Origin of the sequence: Aeromonas oralensis (assembly GCF_049665575.1) — a bacterium.
In the GTDB taxonomy this organism is placed as follows: Bacteria; Pseudomonadota; Gammaproteobacteria; order Enterobacterales; family Aeromonadaceae; genus Aeromonas; species Aeromonas hydrophila.
The window spans coordinates 124,282-145,619 of sequence record NZ_CP187186.1 but is presented as its reverse complement, the minus strand read 5'-3'; the positions used below and the strand labels follow the sequence as shown (position 1 = coordinate 145,619).

General features: G+C 59.8%; 18 protein-coding genes and 2 pseudogenes. 8 read left to right on the top strand and 12 right to left on the bottom strand.

Features of this window, described 5'->3' with window-relative positions; translation table 11 throughout:
- Positions 1-2,068, top strand: a pseudogene (locus ACPDZI_RS00710) (AsmA-like C-terminal region-containing protein).
- A 62-nt stretch (positions 2,069-2,130) separates the two neighbouring features.
- Here ACPDZI_RS00710 and ACPDZI_RS00705 read toward each other — a convergent pair.
- Complete coding sequence (locus tag ACPDZI_RS00705; RefSeq protein ID WP_438833848.1) at positions 2,131-3,039, bottom strand: YiiD C-terminal domain-containing protein; 909 nt, start codon at positions 3,037-3,039, stop codon at positions 2,131-2,133.
- Positions 3,040-3,334: 295 nt separating this feature from the next.
- Between ACPDZI_RS00705 and ACPDZI_RS00700 the strand changes: the two genes are divergently transcribed.
- Positions 3,335-4,012: a spermidine synthase gene (locus tag ACPDZI_RS00700; RefSeq protein WP_268031825.1), complete on the top strand. Its 678-nt coding sequence runs from the start codon at positions 3,335-3,337 to the stop codon at positions 4,010-4,012.
- Here ACPDZI_RS00700 and dtd read toward each other — a convergent pair.
- The 4 genes and pseudogenes from dtd to typA form a co-directional block, all read right to left on the bottom strand.
- Complete coding sequence (gene dtd, locus ACPDZI_RS00695) at positions 4,001-4,438, bottom strand: D-aminoacyl-tRNA deacylase (RefSeq protein WP_168968536.1); 438 nt, start codon at positions 4,436-4,438, stop codon at positions 4,001-4,003. The genes ACPDZI_RS00700 and dtd overlap by 12 nt on opposite strands.
- Positions 4,439-4,518: 80 nt before the next feature.
- Positions 4,519-4,650, bottom strand: a pseudogene (locus ACPDZI_RS00690) (virulence factor BrkB family protein); the annotation flags it as partial.
- A gap of 9 nt (positions 4,651-4,659) precedes the next feature.
- Complete coding sequence (locus tag ACPDZI_RS00685; RefSeq protein WP_017410593.1) at positions 4,660-5,532, bottom strand: virulence factor BrkB family protein; 873 nt, start codon at positions 5,530-5,532, stop codon at positions 4,660-4,662.
- 162 nt (positions 5,533-5,694) lie between these two features.
- Positions 5,695-7,506: a translational GTPase TypA gene (gene typA, locus ACPDZI_RS00680; RefSeq protein ID WP_438833847.1), complete on the bottom strand. Its 1,812-nt coding sequence runs from the start codon at positions 7,504-7,506 to the stop codon at positions 5,695-5,697.
- 351 nt (positions 7,507-7,857) lie between these two features.
- Here typA and glnA point away from each other — a divergent pair, with 351 nt between their 5' ends.
- The 5 genes from glnA (at position 7,858) to add (ending at position 13,647) form a co-directional block, all read left to right on the top strand.
- Entirely contained in the window at positions 7,858-9,267 is a 1,410-nt protein-coding gene (glnA, locus tag ACPDZI_RS00675) for a glutamate--ammonia ligase (RefSeq protein WP_011704284.1), read from the top strand.
- A 91-nt stretch (positions 9,268-9,358) separates the two neighbouring features.
- Positions 9,359-9,940 carry a DUF4124 domain-containing protein gene (locus ACPDZI_RS00670; RefSeq protein WP_168968534.1) on the top strand — a complete coding sequence of 194 codons (582 nt, stop codon included), beginning with the start codon at positions 9,359-9,361 and terminating at the stop codon, positions 9,938-9,940.
- An 80-nt stretch (positions 9,941-10,020) separates the two neighbouring features.
- Complete coding sequence (gene glnL / locus ACPDZI_RS00665; RefSeq protein WP_011704282.1) at positions 10,021-11,076, top strand: nitrogen regulation protein NR(II); 1,056 nt, start codon at positions 10,021-10,023, stop codon at positions 11,074-11,076.
- Positions 11,077-11,085: 9 nt separating this feature from the next.
- Positions 11,086-12,504, top strand: coding sequence for a nitrogen regulation protein NR(I) (glnG, locus tag ACPDZI_RS00660; RefSeq protein WP_207138376.1), 1,419 nt, complete (start codon positions 11,086-11,088; stop codon positions 12,502-12,504).
- 141 nt (positions 12,505-12,645) lie between these two features.
- Positions 12,646-13,647 (top strand): adenosine deaminase, encoded by a 1,002-nt coding sequence (add, locus tag ACPDZI_RS00655; RefSeq protein ID WP_202012443.1) that lies wholly within the window; start codon positions 12,646-12,648, stop codon positions 13,645-13,647.
- A 69-nt stretch (positions 13,648-13,716) separates the two neighbouring features.
- On the opposite strand, the gene hemN is transcribed toward add, so the two are convergent.
- From hemN to ACPDZI_RS00635, 4 genes are all read right to left on the bottom strand, one after another.
- Positions 13,717-15,090: an oxygen-independent coproporphyrinogen III oxidase gene (hemN, locus tag ACPDZI_RS00650; RefSeq protein ID WP_438833846.1), complete on the bottom strand. Its 1,374-nt coding sequence runs from the start codon at positions 15,088-15,090 to the stop codon at positions 13,717-13,719.
- Positions 15,091-15,117: 27 nt separating this feature from the next.
- Positions 15,118-15,558 carry a DUF2489 domain-containing protein gene (locus ACPDZI_RS00645; protein WP_016349087.1) on the bottom strand — a complete coding sequence of 147 codons (441 nt, stop codon included), beginning with the start codon at positions 15,556-15,558 and terminating at the stop codon, positions 15,118-15,120.
- 11 nt (positions 15,559-15,569) lie between these two features.
- Entirely contained in the window at positions 15,570-16,148 is a 579-nt protein-coding gene (gene yihI, locus ACPDZI_RS00640; protein WP_175610373.1) for a Der GTPase-activating protein YihI, read from the bottom strand.
- 828 nt (positions 16,149-16,976) lie between these two features.
- Positions 16,977-17,594 (bottom strand): c-type cytochrome, encoded by a 618-nt coding sequence (locus tag ACPDZI_RS00635; protein ID WP_016349084.1) that lies wholly within the window; start codon positions 17,592-17,594, stop codon positions 16,977-16,979.
- Between the two features lie 142 nt (positions 17,595-17,736).
- Between ACPDZI_RS00635 and yihA the strand changes: the two genes are divergently transcribed.
- Positions 17,737-18,387 (top strand): ribosome biogenesis GTP-binding protein YihA/YsxC, encoded by a 651-nt coding sequence (yihA, locus tag ACPDZI_RS00630; protein WP_029302461.1) that lies wholly within the window; start codon positions 17,737-17,739, stop codon positions 18,385-18,387.
- A 790-nt stretch (positions 18,388-19,177) separates the two neighbouring features.
- Here yihA and ACPDZI_RS00625 read toward each other — a convergent pair.
- The 3 genes from ACPDZI_RS00625 to hemF all read right to left on the bottom strand — a co-directional run bounded on the left by ACPDZI_RS00625 (position 19,178) and on the right by hemF (position 21,268).
- Positions 19,178-19,438 carry a DUF1488 domain-containing protein gene (locus ACPDZI_RS00625; protein ID WP_438833845.1) on the bottom strand — a complete coding sequence of 87 codons (261 nt, stop codon included), beginning with the start codon at positions 19,436-19,438 and terminating at the stop codon, positions 19,178-19,180.
- Positions 19,435-20,256: a shikimate dehydrogenase gene (aroE, locus tag ACPDZI_RS00620; protein ID WP_039214790.1), complete on the bottom strand. Its 822-nt coding sequence runs from the start codon at positions 20,254-20,256 to the stop codon at positions 19,435-19,437. The genes ACPDZI_RS00625 and aroE overlap by 4 nt, the downstream gene beginning before the upstream one ends.
- A gap of 103 nt (positions 20,257-20,359) precedes the next feature.
- Entirely contained in the window at positions 20,360-21,268 is a 909-nt protein-coding gene (gene hemF, locus ACPDZI_RS00615; RefSeq protein ID WP_438833844.1) for an oxygen-dependent coproporphyrinogen oxidase, read from the bottom strand.
- Positions 21,269-21,338 lie beyond the last annotated feature (70 nt).

Genomic DNA, 21,338 nt, shown 5'->3' with positions numbered 1-21,338 from the left:
ATGAATTCCTGGCTACGCGGCCTGCTCTACACCTTTGCCTTCCTGTTGCTCTTTGTCTGGGTCGGGCTCGGCCTGTTCGACGCCGAGCGGGCCAAGGGGCCCATCGCCGGCTGGCTCAGCCAGCAGACCGGCGTGCCGGTCACCATAGGCCGGCTGGTGTTCAACCCGCTTCACCCCTACACCCTGCTGGCAGAGCAGGTGAGTTACGGCAACGCCGTGACCCTCGACAAGATCTATCTCGAAATAGAGAGCATCGACTGGCTGAGCCGCGATGTGCGCATCGCCCATCTCGATCTCATTCGCCCGGCCATCAAGCTGCCACTGCCCAACCAGCTGCCAAGCCTGCCGGTGCACTCCCTCACCATCGCCGACAGCACCATAGATCGGCTCAGCCTTGAGAGCGACGGGCTGACCCTGCGCGGCCTCAACGCCACCCTGAGCGACTGGCAGCTGCTCAATCCGGTGCGCCCGCCCCAGGCCAACCTGACCCTCAACATCACTGAGCTGGCAACCCCGGCCTGGGCCCTCTCCCGTCTCAACCTGGCCGGCCCGGCTGGAGGGGCAGGTGCTGAGTACCGACAAGCTGACCGCCAACCTGTTCGACGGTCTGCTCGAAACCGGCATGGTGCTCGACTGGCCCGCCCGCAGCCTGCGGCTGAACAACCTCAAGACCCAGGGCATGCGCATCGAGTGGGGCACCCTTGCCAAAGCCGAATCCCCCCTGCGCCAGGTCAGCCTGGATCTCGGCCAAATCCGGGATCTCAGCTTCAACGACATCGAGCAGGAGCTGGCCCTCAACAACCTCAACGGCCAGCTGACCGCCTTCAACTGGCAAGCCGGCAGCACGCCCAGCGGCTACTTCTCGGGGACCCTCGGCGATCTCGGCCGCGGCCTGTTCCAGCTGGAATCCATCCAGGGCAAGGTCGCCTTCTCGCCCCAGCAGCTGGATGCCGAGTTGCAGGGCAAGGCCTATGAAGGGGAGTTCAACCTGGAACTCTCTCTCGATCCCCTGCAGCAGAAGCTGACCCTCAAGGACATGGCGCTGAGCGGCATGGACATCAGCCTGCCGGAAGGGTGGTGGCAGGATTGGCAGCGCTGGCGCCCGCAGCAGATCGACATCCGCAAGCTGGCCTTCGACAAGCTCAAGGTGCTCTCCTTCGACGATACCCTGCCCCTGTCGCTGACCGGCTGGCAGTTCTATCTGACCGATCTCAGCCTGCGCGGCAACCAGCCGGGGCCGCTGCTGGGCCGGGCCCGGCTCGAGAGCGCCTGGTTCGAACTGGTTTGGGACGGTCTCAGCGCCCGCAACGGCGAGCTGGATGGCGAGCTCACGACTGGCTCCTGGCAGCTCAACAAGCTCACCAGCTCGCTGCCGGATGAGGGCAGCCTCAGCCTGAGCGGCCAGTGGGGACGCGAGCCGGGCCAGACCAGCCGGTTGCAGCTCAAGGGCGAGAAACTGGATCTGGTGCAGTGGGGCAAGATCCTCCGCTCCCCCGTCTCCTTCGCTGGCAAGATGGACCTGAGCGCCGATCTGCAGGCGCTGCACGGCGGCACCCCGGGAGCCTGGCGCAGCTCCCTGCAGGGGAATTTTGCCCTCGATGCCACCGAACCCTTCTGGGACAAGGTGAAGATAGATCCGCTGCTGGATCAGTGGTTCAAGCAGGCAGCGGCGCCAACCCTCAGCCCGGCCGAGCTCTGGCAGGCGATGCAGGAGGGCGACACCCCCTTCTATCGCATCAAGCTGCAGGGCAAGGTGGCGCAAGGCCAGCTGAAGATCGAACAGGCCGGCGCTTCCACCATTACCCACCTGCTGGGAGTGCAGGGCAGCGTCGATCTGGTCAATGAGCAGTGGCAGCTGGATCTGGGCGTCCTCAACGGTCAGCACTGTGCCGAGCTGCTCGGCCAGTGGCGCGGGCCGCTCGCCGAGCCGACCCTCAGCTGGGGCTTCCAGCAAAAACCGGACGGCTGCGGCTGGGAAACCGGCGTACGCTACCCACCCCAGGGCAACAGCAGCCCGCTCTGGCGACCGGCGCCGAAGGCCCCGGCCGCACAGGCGGCCAACGGCTAGCCGACAGAAAACAACAAGGCCTCGTGATGAGGCCTTGTTGCTTGATGGGATCCCGTGCGGGGCTACTGGCCCGGCCGCTTCACCGGCTGCACCACGTAGTGACCGAGGAAATCGGCCGCCAGCTTGTCACCGCTGAACAGTTTGATCTTGAGGCTGAACTTGGCGGATTCGCCGGCCTTGAGCGGCTCGAGCACGGCAGGCATGCCTTCGCGCGCCACCCGCGCCTCCGGCTCCTCCTTGACCGGCCGGTAGTACTTGATGTTGCCCTCCGCCAGAACGGTATCCCCCACCAGCCCCGCCTCCTTGAGCTGCAGCCAGATCAGGCCCCAGCCCGCCAGCACGCACTGGCTGTAGATGCTGCCGGCGAACATGGTGTCATGCACGTTGAGATTGGCCGCCAGATTGGCCTTGAGGTGGAAGGTCTGGCCGTCGTAGTGGGTGATGTGCACCCCCATCTTCTCGCTGATGGGAATGCCGCGTGACCAGCGGGTGGTGAGATCCTGGCACCACTCCGACCGGTACTGGATGGTCTGCAGCGGGCTCAGGGACTTGATCATCTGGCGGTGCGGAATGCGGCCGAAGGAGACGGGGCCTTCCCCCACCTCCAGAAAACCGCACTTGCGGTAGAACTCCACCGCCTCCTGGCGGGCATTCATCACCAGCCGCTTCACCTTCTCGCTGCGGGCCAGCTGTTCGAGATCTTCCACCATGCGGGCACCCAGCCCCTGACCACGAAATTCGGGGCGCAGCGCCATGAAGCGGATCTGGGCCTCGTCACCGCCGACAAACAGCCGCCCCACCGCGATGGGCGTCCCGTCGGGGGCCAGCATCAGCCGGTGAATGGCGACGGTATCGTATTCATCCCGCTCGGAACCGACGGGCAGATTGAAGGGTTTACGCAGTAGTTCCCAGCGCAACTGGTAGTAAGCGTCCAGCTCGGCGGCCGTTTGAGGAGTGACTACCCGGTACATAAAACGATCCTTGAGTTAGCGCCGACGGGCACATTGAAGGGCTTGCGCACCCATGCCTCCCAACTCAGCTGGTAGTAAGAGTCCAACTCGGCTGCGGTTCGAGGAGTGACTACCCGGTACATAAAGCGATCCTTGAGTTAGCGCCGACGGGCACATTGAAGGGCTTGCGCACCCATGCCTCCCAGCTCAACTGATAATGGGCATCCGGTTCGGCTGCCGTCTGGGGGGTGACCACCCGGTACATAGTTCCATCCTTGAGTTACACTGGTCGAAAACCATCTTGCCGTGCAAATTCATGGACTTCAATCTGCAAGCGTACCAAGCCGACCACTTATTGCACCTCAGCGCCAAGCCCCAGCGCCGGCTCACCGTGCAGGAAAATGCCCATCACCGCTGGCTGGAGATCGACGGCGTGGTGCAGTCGGCCATGTCCCTGGCCGAACCCGCCACCCTCTGCCTGCCACACCAGCAGGTGATCGCCTGTCTGCTGCCCGAGCAGGCCGGCAACATCCTCGAGCTGGGGCTGGGGGGCGGCGATCTCACCCGCCATCTGCACCAGCGCTGGCCAGATGCCCGTCACGAGTGCGTCGACCTCGATGAAGAGGTGATCACCCTCTATCAGCTGTTCTTTCAGCCTGACCAACACCCGCAGCGTGCGCCGATCCTGCACCAGGCCGATGCCCTTGTCTTTCTGGAACAGAGCGAGGCGCAGTACGACCTTATCCTGCTCGACCTGTTCAGCCAGGACGGCAATCCGCCGCTGCTGTTCCAGGAGCGGATCTATCAGGCGCTGGCCCCCCGCCTGAACGGTGAGCTCATCATCAACCTGCTGCCGCGCACCCGCCTCGAGCTGACCCGGGTGCTGATGCTGCTGGAACAGTGGGTCGGCCCCACCACCCCCTACCCGGTGCCGGGGCTGCGCAACGTCCTGCTGCACACGGCCCCCCGCTACGAGCTGGCGTCAGACCTGTAGCCAGAAGGTAACCGGCCCGTCATTGACCAGCGCCACCTTCATGTCGGCGGCGAAGCGGCCGGTGGCGGTCGGTATGCTGCTGGCAGCGGCCTGCGCCACGAAGTAGTCGTATAGCCGCTCGGCCTCGACCGGATGGGCGCCGCCGGAGAAGCTGGGCCTCATCCCCTTGTTGGTATCCGCAGCCAGGGTGAACTGAGAGACTACCAGCAGGCTGCCGCCGGCCTGGCTTACATTGAGGTTCATCTTGCCATTCTCATCGGAGAAGATGCGGTAACCGCTCACCTTGTGCAGCAGCTTGTCGGCCTTGGCCTCGTCATCCCCTTGCTCCACCCCGAGCAGCACCAGTAGACCCTGACCGATGGCCCCGGTCACCTCGCCCTCTACCGTTACGCTGGCCTCGCTGACCCGCTGAATCAGTGCAATCACATCCCTCTCCTCTCAAAACGAAACGACCGCCCCCATCTGCTGACGGGGGCGGTCGTCGATGCTAACAGCAAGGGGCCGGGTCAGGCCAACTCATAGGCGCCCGGTCGCTCATATTCGCCGAGGCAGGCGGTGGTTTCCGCGCCAAGCAAGACCACCAGCCAGCTCAGGCAGTCCACATGGGCCCAGACAAACAGCATGGTCGCCAATGCCAACAACAACGTTCAAGCCAGCTCTTCTGAGGCAGGCCGCTCATATTCACCAAGGCAGGCGGTGGTTTCCGCGCCAAGCAAGACCACCAGCCAGCTCAGGTAGACCCAGACAAACAGGATGGGGATGGTCGCCAGCGCGCCATAGATGGCCTGATAGGAGGGGAAGTTGGTGATGTAGATGGCAAAGCCGCGCTTGGCCAGCTCGAACAGGGTGGCCGCCACCAGGGCACCGATGAAGGCGTGCATCAGCCGCACCTTGCAGTTGGGCACCACGGTATAGACCAGCAGAAAGGTGAGCACCGAGAACAGGAACGGCAGGCCACGCAGCAACAGATAGCCGATGCCGAACAGGCTCTCGGCCCCGAACAGCCGCAGCGAGAAAATGTAGGAGGAGATGGCGATGCTGGCCCCGATGAGCACCGGCCCCAGTGTCAGGATCATCCAGTACATGGCGAATGCCTGCGCCAGCGGCCTGCTCTGGGTGGAGCGCCAGATGTAGTTGAGGTTTTTGTCGATGGCCGAGATCAGCATCAGTGCCACCACGATCAGAGCGCCGATACCGACTGCCGTGGTGTTGGTGGCGTTGGCCACGAAGCCGTCGATGTACTCCTTGAGCATCTCGCCGGCGGTGGGCACGAAGTTGTGATAGACGAACTGCTCCATCGCCTGCTTCAGGCTCTGAAACACTGGAAAGGCCGACATCATGCCGAATACCACGGCGATCATCGGCACCAGGGAGAGCAGGGTCACATAGGCCAGATAGCCGGCAGTGACCGTCAGCCTGTCCTGCTGAAAACGGCCCCAGACAAACTGGGCAAAGTGGCCGCCATCGTGGCGTAAAAAAGAGAGGGCATGGCCGAGACGGCCGCCGAATTTCTGCTGCATTGTCACTCCCAACGTCTTCATAGTGCAGACATTGTGTCAGATAGCATGGTCATTTGACCACCCATGGGCCACTCGCACCGGCACCTGCAGCCGCCTGCCCGCGGCGAGCAGGCATAAAAAAAGAGGCCCGAAGGCCTCTCTCTGTCTGTCGATGAACAGATATCAAGCACGACCGGCGCGCTTGCGATCCATCTCGGTCAGCAGTTTCTTACGGATACGGATGCTCTTCGGAGTGACTTCAACCAGTTCGTCGTTGTCGATGAACTCCAGAGCCTGTTCCAGCGACATGCGGATCGGCGGAGTCAGCACCTGGGCTTCGTCGGTACCGGAGGCACGCATGTTGGTCAGCTGCTTGCCCTTCAGGCAGTTCACGGTCAGGTCGTTGGAACGGGAGTGAATACCGATCACCTGGCCTTCGTACACTTCGGTCGCGTGACCGATGAACAGACGACCGCGGTCTTGCAGACCGAACAGGGCATAGGTCAGCGCCTTGCCGGTAGCGTTGGAGATCAGCACGCCGTTCTGACGCTCGCCGATGCTGCCACCCTTGTGCGGACCGTAGTGGTCGAAGGTGTGGTACAGCAGACCGGTACCGGAAGTCAGGGTCATGAACTCGGTCTGGAAGCCGATCAGGCCACGGCTCGGGATCATGAAGTCAAGGCGAACACGGCCTTTGCCATCCGGGGTCATGTTGGTCATCTCACCCTTGCGCAGGCCGAGTTGCTCCATCACGGAACCCTGGTGCGCTTCTTCCACGTCCACGGTAACGGTTTCGAACGGTTCTTGCAGAACGCCGTCTACGGTGCGCAGGATAACTTCCGGACGGGATACCGCCAGCTCGTAACCTTCGCGACGCATGTTTTCGATCAGGATGGACAGGTGCAGTTCACCACGGCCGGAGACACGGAACTTGTCCGGATCATCGGTCTCTTCCACGCGCAGGGCCACGTTGTGGACCAGCTCCTGGTTCAGACGCTCCAGGATGTTGCGGGAGGTCACGAACTTGCCCTCTTTGCCGGCGAACGGTGAGGTGTTGACCTGGAAGGTCATGTTCACGGTCGGCTCGTCAACGGAGAGCGGCGGCAGCGCTTCAACGGCGCCGTTGTCACAGATGGTGTCGGAAATCTTCAGCTCGCCCAGACCGGTGATGGCGATGATGTCGCCAGCTTGCGCATCGGCCACTTCGGTACGGGACAGACCCAGATAACCCAGCACCTGACCGACCTTGCCGGTACGGGACTTGCCGTCGGCACCGACGATGGTGACCTGCTGGTTGGTCTTGACGCGACCACGGGTGATGCGGCCGATACCGATGACGCCAACATAGGAGTTGTAGTCCAGCTGGGAGATCTGCATCTGGAAACCACCGTCGGCATCAGCCTTGGGCGCTTCCACGTTGTCAACGATGGCCTGGAACAGCGGCTCCATGTTCTCGGACTCGACGTCCTGATCCATGGTGGCCCAACCGTTCAGTGCAGAGGCGTAAACCACTTTGAAGTCCAGCTGTTCGTCAGTCGCGCCCAGGTTGTCGAACAGATCGAATACTTGATCCATTACCCAGTCAGGACGAGCACCCGGACGGTCGATCTTGTTGATGACCACGATCGGCTTCAGACCCTGGGCGAATGCCTTCTGGGTCACGAAACGGGTTTGCGGCATCGGGCCGTCAACGGCGTCAACCAGCAGCAGCACGGAGTCAACCATGGACAGTACGCGCTCTACCTCACCACCGAAGTCGGCGTGACCCGGGGTATCAACGATGTTGATGCGGTAGTCGTTCCAGCGGATCGCAGTGTTCTTGGCGAGAATGGTGATGCCACGTTCCCGTTCCAGATCATTGGAGTCCATGATCCGTTCCTGGCCTTCCGTGGAGCGGTCCAGGGTGCCGGACTGCTGCAGCAGCTTATCAACCAGAGTCGTTTTGCCGTGGTCAACGTGCGCAATAATCGCAATATTGCGTAAATTCTCTAACATTCTCGCCTCAATCACCGGGTAAAATTGGGCGCTAATTGTACTCTCGCCTTTGTGATCTGCCTAGCAGAATTGCAGTACATTCGCGCACAACAGGGGATCAGGATCATAGACCTTCCGATCAAAGCCTGCTTAGATGGGGGCTGACCGTATAACGCGCACCATTTTAGTGCACCAAAACGATCCATGGATGCACTACTTTGAGGCGTAACGCGCTGAGATAGCGGGTATCAGGGCTGGCTTATAGCCCCAAATGCCCTGAAATCAAGCTGTCACAAACTTGGCACGATACTGGCTTATGTGAATGCGATGACGCATTCACCCTAAGAGTTTTAACACCGGAGGTTACTTAGCATGTCAGCCCAGAACGTTTTGGCCCTGATCCAGGAACACGAAGTCAAGTTTGTCGACCTGCGCTTTACCGACACCAAGGGTAAAGAGCAGCACGTATCCATCCCTTCCCATCAGGTTGACGAAGATTTCTTCGAAGATGGCAAGATGTTCGATGGTTCCTCCATCGGCGGCTGGAAGGGCATCAACGAATCAGACATGGTGCTGATGCCGGATGCGGCCTCCGCCAAACTGGATCCGTTCACCGAAGAGACCACCCTGAACATCGTCTGTGACGTGCTGGAACCGGCCACCATGCAGGGCTACGACCGCGATCCGCGCTCCATCGCCAAGCGTGCCGAAGACTTCCTGAAGTCCAGCGGCATCGCCGACACCGTGCTGTTCGGGCCGGAGCCGGAATTCTTCATGTTCGACAACATCACCTTCTCGAACACCATGGGCCACAGCTTCGTGAAGATCGAATCCGAAGAAGCCGCCTGGAACTCCGGTACCGATTACGAGCACGGCAACAAGGGTCACCGTCCTTTCGTCAAGGGTGGCTACTTCCCGGTTGCACCGGTTGACTCCTCTCAGGATATCCGTGCCGCCATGTGTCTGGTGCTGGAAGAGATGGGCCAGGTCGTTGAAGCTCACCACCACGAAGTGGCGACTGCCGGTCAGAACGAGATCGCGACCCGTTTCAACACCCTCACCCTGAAAGCGGATGAAGTGCAGGTGCTGAAGTACGTGATCCACAACGTGGCCCACGCCTACAACAAGACCGTCACCTTCATGCCGAAACCCATGTTCGGTGACAACGGCTCCGGCATGCACTGCCACCAGTCCCTGGCCAAGAACGGCGTCAACCTGTTCGCCGGCGACCTGTACGGCGGTCTGTCCGAGATGGCGCTGCACTACATCGGCGGCATCATCAAGCATGCCAAGGCCATCAACGCCTTCGCCAACCCGACCACCAACTCCTACAAGCGTCTGGTACCGGGTTATGAAGCACCGGTCATGCTGGCCTACTCTGCCCGCAACCGCTCTGCCTCCATCCGTATCCCGGTGGTGCCGAGCCCGAAAGCTCGCCGCATCGAAGTCCGCTTCCCGGATCCGGCTGCCAACCCGTACCTGGCCTTCGCAGCCCAGCTGATGGCCGGTCTGGACGGCATCATCAACAAGATCCACCCGGGCGATGCCATGGACAAGAACCTGTATGACCTGCCGCCGGAAGAGGCTGCCGAAGTGCCGACCGTGGCCGGTTCTCTGGACGAAGCCCTGGCCGCGCTGGATGCAGATCGCGAGTTCCTGACCCGCGGTGGCGTGTTCAGCGACGACTTCATCAACTCCTACCTGGAGCTGAAGCAGCAGGACGTTGACCGCGTGCGCATGACCCCACACCCGCTGGAGTTCGAACTGTACTACTCCGTTTAATCCGGAAGCCAGCTCAGAACTTGACCAAACCCGCCGACAGGCGGGTTTTTTCTCTGATAGGATTAAGCGAAATCCCGTCAAGGAGAGATGGATGAAAAACGCCGACCCAGTATGGATGCTGAGCCTGTTGCTGCTGGCCGCCACCGGCGCCCAGGCTGCAAAGGTATACTCCTGGACCGACAGCCAGGGAGTCGTTCACTACACGGATGCCCCTCCTCCCGGCCAGAAAGCCAAGGAGGTCGATCTGCGCGTCGCCCCCTTCATCGGCAGCTCACCCCGCTCGGTGCAAGTTGACAACTTCAACAGCCTCACCGGCGTCGATGCCAAGAAAGAGAAGGAAGCGGCCAAGCTGGTGATCGAGCTGCTCTCCCCAGAACAGGGCAGCACCCTGCGTGACAACACCGGCAACGTGGTGTTTCAGGGTCAGATCAGCCCGCAACCGCCAACCCAGTACGATGTGCGCCTGACCCTGGACGGCAAGGCAGCCCCCATCGTTAAAAACTCGCTCGCCATCCGGGTCGAAAACCTCGATCGCGGTGCCCATGAGGCCCAGCTCGAGCTGCTCGCCAAAGACGGTACGATCCTTGCTAAATCCAAACCAGTCACCTTCTACCTGCACCGGGCCAGCATCAATCCTGCACCCAAAGTGACCCCCCTCAACAACAAGGGGTGATCCTGTGCCTCGATACGGGTAGACTAAATGCACCACATTGGTGCATTGCTGGTGTATAGCACCGTTTTAGGGAGAAACCTGTGCCAACCCGCCCGGATCAAGCCAAGATACTGCTCGATAACTTGCTGACCGCCGTCATCCTGATGGATGAGCGGCTCTGCATACAATTCGTCAACCCGGCCGCCGAGCAGTTGCTCTCCCTCAGTCAGCGCCGGCTGATCGGTATCGAACTGCCCCACCTGCTGGAACACATCTCCCTCGATCTTCAGCGGCTGAAGCAGTGCCTCAGCTCGGGGCAAGGCTTCACCGACAGTGAAGTCACCCTGGTGGTGGAAGGAGAGCCCAGACTGGTGGAGATGAGCGTCAGCCCGCTGGCCGATCATGAGCAGCGGCTGATGGTGGTGGAGCTGCGCAAGATCGACCAGCAGAAGAAGATCAGCCAGGAGCTGCAGCAGCATGCCCAGCAGCAGGCGGCCAAGGAGCTGGTACGCGGCCTGGCCCACGAGATCAAGAATCCCCTCGGCGGTCTGCGCGGCGCGGCCCAGCTGCTGCAAAAGGAGCTGCCCGACCCCGCCCTGCGCGAATATACCGGCATCATCATCGAACAGGCCGACCGGCTGCGAGTGCTGGTCGATCGCCTGCTCGGCCCTCAGCGCCCAGGTCGTCACCAGATGCACAACGTCCACTCGGTACTGGAGCAGGTTCGCCGGCTGGTGGAACTGGAGCTGCCGCCGACGGTGCGTATCGAGCGGGATTACGATCCCAGCATCCCGGAGTTCGAGATGGAGCCGGACCAGCTGCAACAGGCCTTCCTCAACATGGTGCGCAACGCCGCCGAGGCCATCGGCGAGCAGACCGGCCTAATCCGCATCAAGACCCGCACGGCCTTCCAGATCACCATCCACGGCCAGCGCTACCGGCTGGCGGCCGAGATCAAGATCATCGACAACGGCCCCGGCATCCCGGATGCCATCCGCGACACCCTGTTCTATCCCATGATCACTGGCAAGGAGGGGGGCACCGGGCTCGGCCTCTCCATCGCCCAGAACCTGATCGACCAGCACAAGGGGCGGATCGACTGCATCAGCTGGCCAGGCCACACCGAATTCACCATCTTTTTACCGCTTCGCAAATAAGGGAACGTCATGACAGCAAAAGTGTGGATCGTCGATGACGACAGTTCTATCCGCTGGGTGCTGGAGCGCACCCTCGGCAGTGAAGGTTTCGAGTGCGAGAGTTTCGCCGATGGCGAGGCACTGCTGAGCTCGCTGGAAATGCGCTCACCGGACGTGATCCTCTCCGATATCCGCATGCCCGGCATCGACGGCCTCAGCCTGCTTGAGCAGATCCATCGCCGCCAGGCCGATCTGCCCATCATCATCATGACCGCCCACTCGGATCTCGACAGCGCGGTCAATGCCTACCAGCGCGGTGCCTTCGAATACCTGCCCAAACCGTTCGACATCGACGAGGCGGTAACTCTGGTGCGCCGCGCCGAGAATCACCTCAAGGAGCAGCGCACCAAACGCAAGGCACGCCAGCAGGATCCGGCCAGCAGCCCGGAGATCATCGGCGAGGCGCCGGCCATGCAGGAGGTGTTCCGCGCCATCGGCCGGCTGTCGCGCTCCAGCATCTCGGTGCTGATCAACGGCCAGAGCGGTACCGGCAAGGAGCTGGTCGCCCACGCCCTGCACAAGCACAGCCCGCGCGCCCACAAGAACTTCATCGCCCTCAACATGGCCGCCATCCCGAAAGATCTCATCGAATCGGAACTGTTCGGCCATGAGAAAGGGGCCTTCACCGGCGCCAACAGCATTCGCCACGGCCGCTTCGAACAGGCCGACGGCGGCACCCTGTTTCTCGACGAGATCGGCGACATGCCGCTGGATGTGCAGACCCGACTGCTGCGGGTACTGGCCGACGGCCAGTTCTACCGGGTCGGCGGCCATCAGCCGGTGCAGGTGGATGTGCGGATCATCGCCGCCACCCACCAGAATCTGGAGAAACGGGTGGCAGACGGCGAATTTCGGGAAGACCTGTTCCACCGCCTCAATGTCATCCGGATCCACATACCCGCCCTCAAGGAGCGGCGTGAGGACATTCCCCAGCTGGCCCAGCACTTCCTGCTGCGGGCGGCCAAGGAGCTGAACGTGGAGGCCAAGAGCCTGCATCCGGATACCCAGGCCTACATCAGCCGCCTGCCCTGGCCGGGCAACGTGCGCCAGCTGGAGAACGTCTGCCGCTGGCTCACCGTGATGGCCTCGGGCCAGGAGGTGCTGGTGAGCGATCTGCCTACCGAGCTGCTGACCCCCATCACCAGCACCGCCGAACCGGGCCAGCCGGCCCTGTCCGGCGGCTGGCAGCAGCAGTTGCAGGACTGGGTCGCCGCCAAACTGGCGCTGGGGGAGACCGACATCCTGGCCGATGCCCTGCCCCAGTTCGAGCGGATCATGCTGGAAACGGCGCTTGACCATACCCATGGTCACAAGCAGGAGGCGGCGCGGCTGCTCGGTTGGGGACGCAACACCCTCACCCGCAAGCTGAAAGAACTCGACCTCTCCTGAGTCCTTGGGAAAAACGATTCCCATCACGCCTTGGCAAATCACCGACCAATAAGACCCCGTTTGATTTCAAACGGGGTATCTTTTTTGAGATCCCTGCCTAGAATGGCAGGCTTTCACTCCCGACTCGAAGAAGGCGCCATCATGATTGACAGATCTCTTCCCCTGACCGACCTGCACCGCCATCTGGACGGCAACATCCGCCCGCAGACCATCCTCGAGCTGGGCCGTCAGCACAACATTCAACTGCCCGCCTTCGAGCTGGAGGCACTGCGCCCCCATGTGCAGATCGTCGAGAATGAGCCGAGCCTGGTCGCTTTCCTCAAGAAGCTGGACTGGGGCGTGGCCGTACTGGCCGACTACGACGCCTGCCGCCGGGTCGCCTACGAAAACGTGGAAGATCTGCTGCGCGCCGGCATTGACTATGCCGAGCTGCGTTTCAGTCCGGCCTACATGGCGATGGCCCACAAGCTCCACCCGCAGGGCGTGGTCGAGGCCATCATCGACGGCGTGGCGGCCGGCAGCCGCGACTTCGGCATCAAGACCAACCTGATCGGCATCATGAGCCGCACCTTCGGCACCGAGCAGTGCAAGCAAGAGCTGGATGCCTGTCTGGCCCATCGCGATCGGCTCGTCGCCATCGATCTGGCCGGCGACGAGCTGGGCTTCCCGGGCGAGCTGTTCACCGACCACTTCCGCCGGGTGCGTGATGCGGGCATGCGCGTCACCGTGCACGCCGGTGAAGCCGCTGGCCCCGAGAGCATGTGGCAGGCCATTCGCGAGCTGGGTGCCGAACGTATCGGTCACGGCGTCAAAGCCATTCAGGATCCGGCCCTGATGGCCTATCTGGCCGAGCACCGCATCGGCATCGAGTCCTGCCTCACCTCCAACGTTCAGACCACCACGGTGGCGAGCCTGACCGAACACCCGATCCGCCAGTTCCTGGCCGCCGGCGTGCTGGCTTGCCTCAACACCGACGACCCTGCGGTAGAAGGTATCGACCTGCCCCACGAATACGAGGTGGCGGCCCCGGCTGCCGGCATGACGGTGAGCGAGATCCGCACCGCCCAGCAGAACGGCCTGACCCTGGCCTTCCTGAGCGAGAGCGAGAAGGCCGAACTGAGTGCCCGCGCAGCCCGGCGTTAAGCACTTGGCTCCGCGCCCAATAAAAAACCGCCGAGAGGCGGTTTTTTATTGTCTGCACGACTAAGGGCATCAGATCACCCGGGAGAACTGCTGCTGGCGCGCCTTGCTCCGCAGGTAGACATCGAAACACATGCAGATGTTGCGGATCAGCAGCTGACCGGTGGAGACCACTTCCAGCCCCTCTTCGGTCATGCGCACCAGGCCGTCATCGATGAAGGTCTGCAGCAGTTTGAGATCCTCCGCGAAGTACTCCCTGAACGCCAGGCCATGGGCCTGCTCGACGGCGGCAAAGTTCAGGCGAAAATCACAGATGAGGCGCTTGATCACCTCGCGGCGGATCAGGTCGTCCTGATTGAGAGAGCACCCCTTCCACTGGGCATGCCCCAGCGTTTCCACCTGGCCATAGTAGGCCTTGAGCTCTTTCTGGTTCTGGGAATAGGCATCACCGATCATGCTGATGGAGGAGACCCCCAGCCCCAGCAGATCGCAATCCCCCTGGGTGGTATAGCCCTGGAAGTTGCGGTGCAGCTTGCCCTCACGCTGGGCCACCGCCAGCTCGTCGTCCGGCTTGGCGAAGTGATCCATGCCGATGAACTGATAACCACGGCCGGTCAGAAAAGCGATGGTGTCCTGCAGCATGGCCAGTTTTTCCTGCGGCGCCGGCATGTCGGCCTCTTTCAGCTTGTGCTGGGCGGCAAAACGACTGGGCAGGTGGGCATAGTTGAAGATGGAGAGGCGGGCCGGATCGGTCTTGAGCACCTCTTCCAGAGTGTGATGGAAGCTCTCCCGGTTCTGGTGCGGCAGACCGTAGATGAGATCCAGGTTGGTGGAACGAAAGCCCAGTTCGCGAGCCTGCTCCAGCATGGCGCGGATGAAGTCGTTGTCCTGCTCGCGGTTGACCGCGGCCTGGACCTCCTTGTTGAAGTCCTGCACGCCGAGGCTGATGCGGTTGAAGCCGATTTCCCGCAGTACGTCCAGCATGGAGAGCTCGATCTCGCGCGGATCCACCTCGATGCTGATTTCGCCCTCTTCGGCGAAGTGGAAATGCTCCCGCAACATGGCCATCAGTCGGCGTGTCTGGGGTTCATCCAGATAGGTGGGCGTGCCGCCGCCCCAGTGCAGCTGGGTCACCAGCCGCTGCTTGAACAGCGGAGCCTGCGCCTTGATCTCCTGCTCGAGGAAATCGAGGTACTGATCGGCCTTGTGACGGTGACGGGTGATCACCTTGTTGCAGCCGCAGTAGTAGCAGAGCTTGTGACAGAAGGGGATATGCACGTAGAGCGACAGGTTGCGCGCCGGATACTGGCTCGCGGCCTGGACGAAGTCCGGATAACCGAAACCCTCGTTGAACTCCAGCGCAGTGGGATAGGAGGTGTAACGCGGACCGCTGTAGTTATATTTCTCGATCAGGGCCTGATCCCACACAATCTGTTCTGCTTGCACGCTTGCTTCCTCTTTTTTGTTATCGGCTCACCGGCTTAACTGAAAATCCTTCAGTCTGGCCACATCCTCGAGGATCTGCGCCTCCAGCTCGGCCTCATAGCCACTGCGTTCGAGATCCATCTTCATAACTTCATTGCGCTTGAGGGCCCGTCTCGCCTCATGAGTCGGCATCTCCTTCACCTTCTCGTAGAGACCGTACAAACCCGGAAATTCGCCGGCAAAGGCGCGACCGCCCTTGATCTGCAACGCATCCAGCAGATTGGTCAACCGGATGGCACCCTCGGAGTAGTCGCACTGACCATCCCGTACCGCATGGGCTATCACCCTGACACTCTCGAGGATCCGTTCATTGCGGGCCGCGATAGCCTGCTGCTGGCTGTCGTGCTGGCGCTTGAGACGTGCCAGCAGGGTACCTGCATACCAGGCCAGCCCCAACAAAATCAGGCCGCCCAGCAAGGCGGCCAGCATCCATCCACTCATCACTTTTTCTTCGGCTCAGGCTTAGGCTCTGGCTGATAGTCGACCTGGGTGAAACGATCCCACAGCTCCTCTTCGGAGGCTGGCTGGCCCGGCTCGTCAAAATCGACCTCATCAAAGTCAGCTTCATCTTCGTCATCATCAGTGTCGATGATGCCAAGCTCGTCCATCAGTTCCTGATAGCGGTCAACCCGCTGATCGACCCAGGCCTGCTCGGTTGCTTCCAGGGTCTCACCGGCATCGAGCCGATCCAGCAGGTCATTCAGGCGATCATCATTCTCGATGGAGGCCAGCTCCTGCTCCGGCGTCATCACCAGCTTCTTCTCTTTGACCTGCTTGGGCGCGACCGGCTTGCTGCTCTTCTCTTCCACGATAAGAACAACTGGCTTGCGGGAACCGATGCGCGGATCCTTGGCCTGCTTGGTTCCACTCTTCTTGCCGGCCTGCTCGACCTGCTGGCGGGATCCTGCCTTCAAGCCCTTGCGCTTGGCGGCGCGTTTGCGCTCACGGCCTTCCTGGGCACTGGCATCTGATTCTTTGCGCTTACCGGCAGGTTTGCGATTGGGTTGTTTAGCCGACATGAATGAATGACTCCGACAAATAACTGGATTGAAACCCGTTTCCGGTTCGAAAAGGTCCGGAAGAGGATGCTGACACGGGGAACGATGGATTAGAAACAGAGCGGGATTCTGCACCAATCCGGCCATAAATGGCCTTCGAATACCGCAGGATCGGCATCCTCTGGGCATGTTGCTGGTATTTTGACACAGAATGACCAAGCGGGTTAATGACCCAAAAGAAAAAAGGCAGCCGAAGCTGCCTTGATATGTTTATGCGAGTCCCATCCCTGGCTGCAAATCACCCTGTCCGTGGTGATACCTCTGCGCATCATATCTTTGTGTATGGTCATCCTGACCTTAATTGGTCGATCCTGAATGTGCGTGTGCTTGCCTGACCCATGCAGACGACGTCCGGTCATCTTCTGGGGTGGTTGCTTCCCGCAGCCCCGCTCTTCCTGAACGGTCACCATCCTAGTCTTTCAATCCATTGCCGGCCACTCACGTGGCCCTTGGCATCCCGCCTCATCGACATCCTGTCTTCACGACATCCCGGTCGTGAACCACCGCGTGGGTCATTCCATGCATCCACTGTATCAATTTAATAAAGTGACTCAATCCATCGGGAACGTTTTCAAACGGAGATAAACGACTTATTGTCATTTAACATATTGAAATTAATGAATTACTAAGCATTTTTCTAAAAATGTTTAAGCCCTGGCCAGGCTGAGGAATGGGAGATCTCTTACAACAATGCGAGAAAAAATTGGCCAAATGGTGTTAAAGGCCGAAAAGAAACGAGGAGCCGGCGGCTCCTCGTCAATATCAATGAGATAATATCATCCTGCTTGATCAGTGCAGACCTGCCACATATTTGGACAGTACTTCGATATCCTGATCGGTCAGCTTCTTGGCAACGTCCCGCATCATGCTGTTCGGGTCGTTGTCACGGGCTGCGGCTCGGAAAGCTGTAAGCTGGGCCTTGATGTAGGCAGGATGCTGGCCGGACAGGCTCGGATACTTGGCCTGCTCGACGCCAGAGCCGCGCGGACCATGGCAGGCAGTACAGGCAGCCAGACCACGGCTCATGTCCCCTCCCATGTAAAGCGCCTTGCCTGCAGCGACGGCGTCATCGGGTACCGCGAGCGGCGTCACCTTCTGACTGGAGAAGTAGGCTGCCAGGTCTTCCATGTCCTGTTCAGACAGAGGAAGCGCCATCGGCCCCATGATGGGAGCAACCCGGCCAGTTTGACCAGAAGCTGCAGCCTTCAGTTCAACTAACTGCTTTTTGATATATGATGCGTGCTGACCAGCAATCTTGGGGTACATATCGACTAGGCTGTTGCCGTCCGGTCCATGACAAGCCGCGCAAACGGCAGCCTTGGTTTGTCCCGCAGCGGCATCGCCCTTGGCTTGTGCCATCCCCGTTACGCCAACCATCAGAGCAAGAGTAATGACTAGGTTCTTCATGGCGTTCCAACTTCTCGTTATTAGGCTTCCAGATCCCATGCCGCTGAAGGCATGTTAAAATAAACGCGTTTAAGCGACGCCATTTTACACGATTTCACAAAAAAGTAACTCTATAACCCTCTATCTCTATGGGGAATTTACGTTGGATACACAAACTCTGAATTTCAATAAGGTGCATTTTGTGACCAGCGCACCCGACATCCGTCACCTGCCAAATGATGGGGGTGTCGAGATTGCGTTTGCCGGCCGTTCCAACGCCGGTAAGTCATCTGCATTGAATACCTTGACCAAGCACAAGAACCTGGCTCGCACCAGTAAGACGCCGGGACGCACCCAGCTGATCAACCTGTTTGAGCTGGAACCGGGCAAGCGTCTGGTCGACCTGCCGGGCTACGGTTATGCGCAGGTTCCGCTGGAAATGAAGCTCAAGTGGCAAAAGTCGCTGGCGGAATATCTGCAGCGTCGTGAGTCACTGAAAGGTCTGGTGATCCTGATGGACATCCGTCACCCGCTCAAAGATACCGATATGAACATGCTGGAGTGGAGCTCTCACCGCAAACTGCCGGTCATGCTGCTGCTGACCAAGGCCGACAAACTGAGCCCAGGTCCGCGCAACAATCAGGTCATCAAGGTACGTCAGGCCGTAGCCGAGCTGGGTCCGCAGATCCAGGTGGAAGCCTTCTCTTCCCTGACCCAGATCGGGGTCGAAAAACTGGCACAGACGCTGACTGGCTGGTATCTGGCAGGCGCCGATGAAATGGCTGACGATGAGCAAGCGCCGCTCGAGGAGTAAGCTACGTCCTGTATACACGACCACCAAACCCTGCAATTGGCGGAGCAGCTCCTCCGCTGATTGAAAGGCTTTCAGTCTGCTTGCCATAACCCCTCTCGCCAGTGACATCACCCACTCCCTACGATGAGTTCTTGAAACACTATTTTTATCAATGGGATAAACAGTTAATTCTATATAACAATTAACTTTTAATCCCATTGGCAACGTTTTCAAAAATAGATGCCGGTGGAGGCGCTCCATCACCAAATAAGTACCAAAGTGAAATTTTATTACAAAGCAGTCAATGGAAAGGATAAAAATGAGGCCGGTTCTGCAAACGCAGTACCGGCCTTAAACAATCAGTTCAAAAATTGGGAAGAAGCTAAATCTTGAGAACAAAGACGACTGGTTTTCCTCAAGAAGCCCCTTCATTCTAACAAACATTCGCCAACATTAAAGCATTTACTCTAAACGCAACCCATAAAAAAACACCCCGATGATGACTCACCGGGGTCGCTATTCAGCCACATTCAATTACGTGAAATAAAAGGTCTGAAAGATAGAACATCTTACCTCTGTACCCTACGTTGCTAACTGTATAGCAAAGCAGCAGAAAGTGAAAGTAATTTATGTAATTAAGTTTCACGAAAAATGAATTACATAAATCATGTTATTTTTCATATAGATAAAAAAATCCCCAGTACGAATACCGGGGAGTTATAAAGGTGACTAGCTAGCACTTCCTCAACTATCTAGTTAGTCAGCACAACTTGGCACAAGTTCCGCTGCTTTGAGAAAAAACTTGAAAAAATCAGAGGTAGATGGCGCCATCTTCTGCAAACTCCTGTTCCTCAATGAGTTTTTCAGCAATCTCCTCGATGTCAAAACGCACGCTTTCGAAGGCTCGCAGGATGTCTTCCTCTCTGGCGAGGGAGAGCCCGGTCATTTTCTCCAGACGCCGGCGACTGATGTAGCAATCCACCAGCGCCCCCATCTGCTGGGCAGGAAAGTGGATCCGCTGTTCGTGCGCTTGCCAGTTGACCAGCTCGGGAAACAAGATGCCTTGGTTCATAGGGTCCCCAGATTTCGTTTCAGTTCTCTCAATACCTGTTTAGTCCCTGGCCGGATTCCGCGCCACACGGTAAAGGCTTCTGCCGCCTGTTCCACCAACATGCCGAGGCCATCTACGGTCTGGCGAGCCCCCTGCCCCTTGGCCCATGCGATAAAGGGAGTATCGGTCGCACCGTACATCATGTCGTAGATGGCGATATCGGCGTGGATCAGGGCAGGCACCAGCGGAGGCAACTCCCCCTGCAGACTGGCGGAGGTGGAGTTGATGATCAGATCGAAATGGCCGCCCAGCTGTTCATAGGTCTGGGCACTAACCGCCCCCAGATCACGAAACTCGGCAGCCAGCTGCTCCGCCCTGGCGTGAGTACGGTTGGCGATAACCAATGCCTCGGGTTGCTCGGCCAGCAGCGGAGCCAGCGCACCGCGCGCAGCGCCACCCGCCCCTAGTAGCAGGATCCTGCTGCCGGCAAGTGCCACACCATGCGCCTTGAGATCGGCCACCAACCCGGCACCATCTGTGTTGTCACCCAGCAGTACGCCATCATCGGTCAGCTTGATGGTGTTGACGGCCCCCGCCCGCCGGGCCCGAGGGCTCAGTCGATCGACCAGGGCAAATGCCTGCTCCTTGAAGGGGACGGTGACATTGCACCCCTTGCCACCTTGGGCAAAGAAGTCTCTCAGACTGGTGGCGAACTCTTCGACGGCCGGCTCGGCCAGACCATATTCCAGCTCCTGCTGGGTTTGCCTGGCAAACAGGGTATGAATAAAGGGAGATTTGCTGTGGCGCACCGGGTGGCCAAAAACCAGATAACGATCCATCAAAGAGTTCCTTCAGAGGGCAATCTCCCGATTTAACGGGTTTTCGCACTCAGGAACAAGCCGAATATCGGCCAATAAGAAGGGGCCATCATGGCCCCTCTGGTCACAACCACTCGCGCGGTTTGAGGTAGTCACTGTAGAGCAATGCTTCCGGGCTGCCCGCGGACGGATGCCAGTCATATTCCCAGCGCGCCAGCGGCGGCATCGACATCAGGATCGACTCGGTACGCCCGCCAGTCTGCAAGCCAAACAGGGTTCCACGGTCATACACCAGATTGAACTCCACATAGCGGCCACGACGATAGAGCTGGAATTCCCGCTCCCGTTCGCCATAAGCCAGCGCCTTGCGACGCTCGACAATCGGCAGGTAGGCATCGAGATAGCCCTTGCCAACCGCCTGCATAAAGGCGAAACAGTCGGCAAACGGCCAGCGATTCAGGTCATCGAAGAAGAGGCCGCCGACGCCGCGCGTCTCGTCCCGGTGCTTGAGGAAGAAGTAGCGATCACACCAGGATTTGAGCTCGGGATAAATATCGGTGCCGAACGGCTGACAAAGATCGAAGGAGACCTGATGCCAATGCCGTACGTCCTCTTCGAACGGATAAAACGGGGTGAGATCGAAGCCGCCACCAAACCACCAGATCGGCTCCTCCCCCTCTTTCTCGGCGATGAAGAAGCGCACATTGGCGTGGCTGGTCGGCACATACGGATTGTGTGGGTGGATCACCAGCGACACTCCCATGGCCTCAAACCGGCGGCCCGCCAGTTCCGGCCGATGGGCCGTCGCCGAGGCCGGCATGGCGTCGCCATGAACGTGGGAGAAGTTGACCCCTCCCTGCTCGATCACGGCACCGTGACGCAGCACGCGAGTGCGGCCACCGCCACCCCCTTCGCGGCACCAGGCATCTTCCACAAAGTGTCCGGCGCCATCGGTCAGTTCCAGACCACGGCAGATCTCGTCCTGCAACTGCAGCAGGAAGGCCTTGACCTGGGCCACATCCGGTTTGCTCATCTTGTCTCCAGTCAGCCAGGATCGTCGCCTGACCCTATTATTGTGTTGTCGCCGGATGGGCTAAGCCGAT